The sequence below is a fragment of the Frankia sp. AiPs1 genome, assembly GCF_023716945.1.
Classification (GTDB): domain Bacteria; phylum Actinomycetota; class Actinomycetes; order Frankiales; family Frankiaceae; genus Frankia.
The window spans coordinates 1-5,370 of sequence record NZ_JAMQQF010000420.1 but is presented as its reverse complement, the minus strand read 5'-3'; the positions used below and the strand labels follow the sequence as shown (position 1 = coordinate 5,370).

Annotated in this window: 4 protein-coding genes and 1 pseudogene; all 5 read right to left on the bottom strand. The window is 73.9% G+C overall.

Annotation, left to right across the window (positions count from 1 at the left end):
• A pseudogene (locus ND748_RS24380) lies at nt 1-826 on the bottom strand (methyltransferase type 12); the annotation flags it as partial.
• Nucleotides 827-878: 52 nt separating this feature from the next.
• Nucleotides 879-2,069 carry a glycosyltransferase gene (locus tag ND748_RS24375; RefSeq protein WP_251748301.1) on the bottom strand — a complete coding sequence of 397 codons (1,191 nt, stop codon included), beginning with the start codon at nt 2,067-2,069 and terminating at the stop codon, nt 879-881.
• A gap of 10 nt (nt 2,070-2,079) precedes the next feature.
• A complete protein-coding gene (locus tag ND748_RS24370; RefSeq protein ID WP_251748300.1) occupies nt 2,080-2,982 on the bottom strand; it encodes an alpha/beta fold hydrolase in 903 nt (300 codons plus the stop codon).
• Between the two features lie 53 nt (nt 2,983-3,035).
• Complete coding sequence (locus tag ND748_RS24365; protein WP_251748299.1) at nt 3,036-3,380, bottom strand: phosphopantetheine-binding protein; 345 nt, start codon at nt 3,378-3,380, stop codon at nt 3,036-3,038.
• Nucleotides 3,381-3,385: 5 nt separating this feature from the next.
• Nucleotides 3,386-5,370 (bottom strand): 4'-phosphopantetheinyl transferase superfamily protein (locus tag ND748_RS24360; protein WP_251748298.1); only part of this gene is annotated, 1,985 nt, incomplete at its 5' end.

Genomic DNA, 5,370 nt, shown 5'->3' with positions numbered 1-5,370 from the left:
GCTTCGCCGCGTGCTTGACCGGGTCGGCGGGCAGCCCGGCGGCCTTGGCCTCGGCGGCCCTCGCGGCCTGCGCCCGACCGGCGCGCACCGAGTCGATGACGAACAGCAGCCCGCTGAGGATGCGCACGATCGGGGAGCGGATCAGGTCACGAGGCGACAGCGGCACCCGGCCGGCGCAGACGAAGAACGGTTGGAACCAGAACAGCGCCGTGGCCGCGAGTCCCCACGGCCGGTTGACGTGCACGCCGATGGCGGTGGCGAGCTGTGGCACGAACGGGAAGAGCTGGTTGCGCCGGGTGAACCGGTAGGCCCGCTGCTGGACCCGCACGCGCATCGCCGCGTCCTCTCGGGCGGCGCGCAACCCCGGCAGCACGGCGAGGTCGGTCGACCCGGACGCGAAGGTCTTCAGCCGTTCGGTGATGTCGACGAGCTCCACCGGGTCGAAGCCGTCGCGGCGGGTGATGCCGGCCCGGTCGAGGATCTCCGAGCGGACCAGCAGCGCCTGGAAGGCGCCGCGGCCGGGCACGCACCGGTCGGTGCGGTAGGTGCGGGTGTCGACCATCCGGGCCACATCGAGGGCGCGTTCGACGGTCAGGTCGCCGGGCACGAGGTCGAGGACGTCAAGCTTGTCTCGACTGGCGTGGTAGCTGGCCGCGCGTCGCCCGCTGTCGGTCAGCCGCACCCCGTTGGCGACGAGGAACTCGTGCGAGGGATCCACCGGCCGGCCGGAGGCGGGCAGGGTCTCCAGGCGGCGCAGCCGGCCACGCAGGCGCACCCCGTTGATGAGCAGGCCGACGCAGACCAGGACCGGCAGCCAGTCGAGCACGGTGGTCAGCCCCAAACCGGCCCGACCACCGCGCGATGGCACCGGCGAAATGTCATGCGGCGAGTTTCTCAAGCCGGTCCGCGGCGGCCGCAACCCCTCCCGCCGCAGCGAAGGCCTCGCGCAGCCGCCCGGCGGCCTGGCGGTGGCTGGGATCGTCTAGCAGGGCCGTCACCGCGGCGCGCACGGCCGCCGGTCCGGCCCGACCGAACTTGATTCTCAAGCCCGCGCCACTGCGCGCGATCTGCTCGCCGATGATCGGCTGATCGTCGCGGACCGGGGCGACGACCAGCGGAACCCCACGGGACAACGCCTCGCAGACCGTGTTGTTGCCGGCGTGGCAGACCACCGCGGACAGCTTCGGCATCAGCTCGACCTGCGGCACGAACGGGGCGACCAGCAGGTCGTCGGGGGCGGCGTCGGCGAGGTCGTCGACGAGGCCGGGCGGGGCGACGACGACGGTCTGCGCCCGTCCCGCCAGACCCAGCAGGCCCTCCGCGGCGGCCCGCAGGAACCGGCCGCCGGCCTCCCGGGTGACCGTGCCGAGGGAGACGAGCACCGCCTCGCGGTCCGGGTCGAGCCACTCCCAGGGGAAGGCCGCGGTCTGCGCCCGCCGGCCGACCGCGCTGCCGACGAAGGCGACGTGGCTGGGCACCTCGGGGTCGCGCAGCAGTTCCCGCACGGACGCGACGAGGGTGAGCTCGTCGGAGAACCGCAGGTCACCAGCGGCCGCCTCGCCGGCGGGCACGCCCTGGGCGAGTTGGAAGTCCCGCAGCAGGTCGGCGACCCACTGGCCGAGCCCGGCCAGCACCCCGTACGGGTTGTCGAACTCGGCCGACGTCGTGGCGAGGGTGGCCCAGTGCAGCCGCCGGCGGCGGGCGACCATGGCCGCGCCGACCGCCTGCTGGTCGATGACCAGAAGATCCGGGCGGAACTCGTCGACAGCCGCGTCCACCGCCGGCGCCATCGCCGCGGCCAGCGGCAGCAGGAAGTCCTCCCACAGGAACTTCAGCGACGCCGGGCCGCGCAGCGCCCGGGAACGGGCGACGATGTCGGCGCGGTCGTCCTCGCTGAGTGTCTCCGGTAACGCCAGCAGCGGCAGTCCCGGTGGGACCAGCCCGCCGATCACCCCCGCGTGGCCGGCGACGGCGACGTCGTGACCGCGGTCGGCGAGCTCCCCGGCGATCCCCACGGCCGGATTCACGTGCCCGGTCAGCGGCGGCACGACGAACAGGACGCGGCTCACGGCCGGCTCCTCAGTTGACCGCCGGGCGGCGCCCGGCGTTCAGGTCGGGCGGTGGCACCATCTGTGTCACCCACTCGGGGGTGGCGAAGCGCCGTTCGGTGTCACGGACGTACGGCGGCGGAGGCGTGTCCCGGTCGAACAGCCACCAGGCCAGCAGGCTGCGCAGGTAGCCGGTGGCCTCGCGCAGCACCATGTGGGTGTGGTGCTCCAGCACGATCAGGGTGCACTCGGGGACCAGGGCGGCGAGCCCCGCGGCCTGCCCGATGATGTCGGAGTTCTCCCCGTAGACGGCGAGCACCGGAATCGGCAGCGCGGCGAGCGCCTCGGCGGAGAACGCCGGCGTCGCCAGCATGTCGGTGGCGATCGTCGTGTCGGACAGCAGCCGCTGGGCGGCCCGGGTGGCGCGGTTGATCACCCGGCCGGCACCGTTGTCCAGCCACTCCTCGACCTCGTCGTCGGTCATCGCGACGAGGATCTGGCTCAGCGAGCGGGCCATCTCCTCGCCCAGGCCCTCGATGAGAAACGGCGGCTCGATGAGCGTCAGGCTCGCGACGCGGGCGGTGAACTCCAACCCGAACGCCAGGGCCAGCGTCGCGCCGTAGCTGTTGCCGACGACGTGCACCGGGCGGTCGACGCCGAGGGTGTCGAGCAGCCCGGTGAGGTCGGCCATCGAGTCGGCGAGGCGGTAGCCGCCGCGGGTGCGCTCGCTACGGCCGTGGCCGCGCAGGTCGTAGCAGATGACGTCGCAGCCGGCGTCGGCCAGGCAGGTGCCCAGCGAGAAGTAGAAGCTGGAGATGTTGTCCATCACCATGCCGTGCACCATGACGACGATCGGCGAGTCCGCGGACGCGCCCCCGCGGGGTTCGAGCCGCTGCACGTGCAGGCGTACGCCGTTCGCGATGACCTCTGCCACGGACCTTGCCTCCTTGTCGATGGATGCTGTTCGGATGCTGTGCCGAGCGGCCGTCAGGCTGACCCGGCGGTCGCGGGCGCCGGCAGGCTGTCGACGATGAACCGGACGACCTCGCCGACCCGCATGTTGATCACCTGGTCGACGTCCATCTTGGCGAGGAAGCCGACGAAGTCGACGGCCTCGCCGTAGCGCTCCCGCAGCCGGTCGGCGAGCGCCACGAACTCGATGCTCTCCAGCTCCAGGTCCTGGCTGAACGTGGTCTCCAAGGTGATGTCCATGTCGATCACGTACTCCTCGCCGATGACCTCGCGCAGGTCCTCGGTGACCTCGCCGAGCACCCGCGCCTCGGTCTCCGCCCGGCCCGCGCCGCCCGGTCCCGCAGTCTCCTGAAAAGACATGATCGCTACTCCTTCTCGCAGGGATGGTCGTTCGCCTCGACCTCGGGGGAGGTCCAGGCGACGACATAGATCGCGGCGCCCGCCCGCCGGGCGGGGGCGCCGTCACGGGCAGCATCCTGACCGATGACAGTGGCGGAACGCACATCCGTCGCCACGGCTGCGCCGCCGGCGCCGCCCGGGTCCGGCTCGGGGGCCCCGGGTTCGTCGCCTTCCGGCCGGATCCGGCCGGAGGCGTCCACCGTACGCAACGCCACCCACCGAGAGCCCCGTGGGAGCGGCCCGTCCGGACCGTCCCCGTAGACGGTGACCCGGACCAGTTCGGGCGGGGCGTGCCCGGCCCAGTCGGCCGCGGCCCAGGCTGGTCCGGGCCGGTGCGGACCGTCGACGACGAACTGGCGCGGTCGGCCCGCGAGCCCGGTGCCCTCGGCCTTCGCCGCCGCTTCCTTCGCCGCCCACAGCCGGGTGAACCACAGCGCCCGGCGGCTGGGATCGTCGCCCGCGACCCGGTCGAGCAGGTCGCGTTCGACCTGGGCGAGCGCCGCCAGCTCGACGCCGGGCGCCCGGGCAACGATCTGCTCGATGTCGATGCCGACCGGCCCGTCCGCGGACACCAGCGCCACCGCCAGCTCCGGCTTGTGGGCCAGCGACACCCGCGGAGGGTCGCCGGCCGGGATGCCCGGCCGCGCCGGCAGAGCACCGACCAGCGGGGCGCCCAGTTCGTCGTGCCCGATCCGGACCTCGATCCCCCAGACGGGCCCCGCGCCGCGCGCCCACAGCCAACGCCGGACGGCGTCCTGGACGGCGATGCGCCCCAGCAGCCAGCCGCGCGCCGCCCGCGGGTTCAGGCCCGCGAGCCGGCCCCGGTCGGCGGAGTCGGCGTAGTGGCGCACGATCAGCTCGCGCGAGGCCGAGTCGGACCAGCGGTCGAGTGCCACCACCCAGCCCTCACCCGAAGGCTGGGCCACGCTGTGCAGCTCCGGGGCGCGGACCATCGCCCACAGCACGTCGTCGTTGGCGAAACGCCGATCGGTCCAGGCCGACACGACCGCCCACAGCGACCCGTCGAGGCGGCGCAACTCGAGGTCGGCGGTCACCGTGCGTTCGGCGACCTGCCGGATCCGCACGACGCAGTCAACCAGGTCGCCCACCGCCGGCGCCGGGCCGTAGAAGCTCAGGTCGGACAGGGACTGCGGCAGCAGCAGCGAGTCCTCGGGCAGGTTCTCCATCGCCCAGTAGCCGAAGAGCTGCCCGGCGTTGTCCAGCAGCGCGCCGGACGCGGCCGGCACCCGCAGCCGCCCACGGATGCCGGTCGCGGCGATCGCCTCGATGCGGTGGATGCCCTGGTATCCGGGGCCGTGGAAGAGGAAGTGCCCGCCGTAGAGGTCGCTGCCCTGGTGGCGGGATGGCTGCTCGCCGGGCAGGATCGGCCCGGTCGGGCCCGCCGGCAGGTCGGCGGTGGCCGCGGTCGTCTGCGGGGGCGGCGGATAGCCGTCGGCGAACACGACCGTGCCGCGGGCGTAGCCCTCCATCGTCACCCGAACCGCGTCGGGGCCGGTGGGAGTGAGGACGACCGACACCTCCACGGCGGGCTCGATCGCGAGCCAACGCAGCGCCCGGACGTCCCGGATGCCGATCGGCACCCGGCCCGGCATCAGCTCCGCGGCCTGCGCGATCATGAGTTCGAGCATCTCGGTCATCGGCACGACCGGGAACAGGTCGGACATGTCGCGCCAACCTGGCGGTTGGCGGTAGAAGCAGTGGTCGATGATGTGCGGCATCGACGCCAGCGACAGCCGGCGACGGACGGTCCGCGGCCCGAGTGCCGGGCCGTCGTCGGACACGGACGCGGCAGCCGTGCCGGAGGCGGGCCCGCTCCGGCCGGCGGATGCGGTCAGGCCGGCGGATGCGGTCAGGCCGGCAGGTGCGGTCCGGCCGGCGGGGCCGGCGGCTGCGGACGCACCGGGGCCCCAGGAGGCGGTCGCGCCGGCTC

Bases quoted from the DNA above. Each gene is read 5' to 3' on its own strand.
- ND748_RS24365 (WP_251748299.1), bottom strand. From the start codon at position 3,380: ATGTCTTTTCAGGAGACTGCGGGACCGGGCGGCGCGGGCCGGGCGGAG.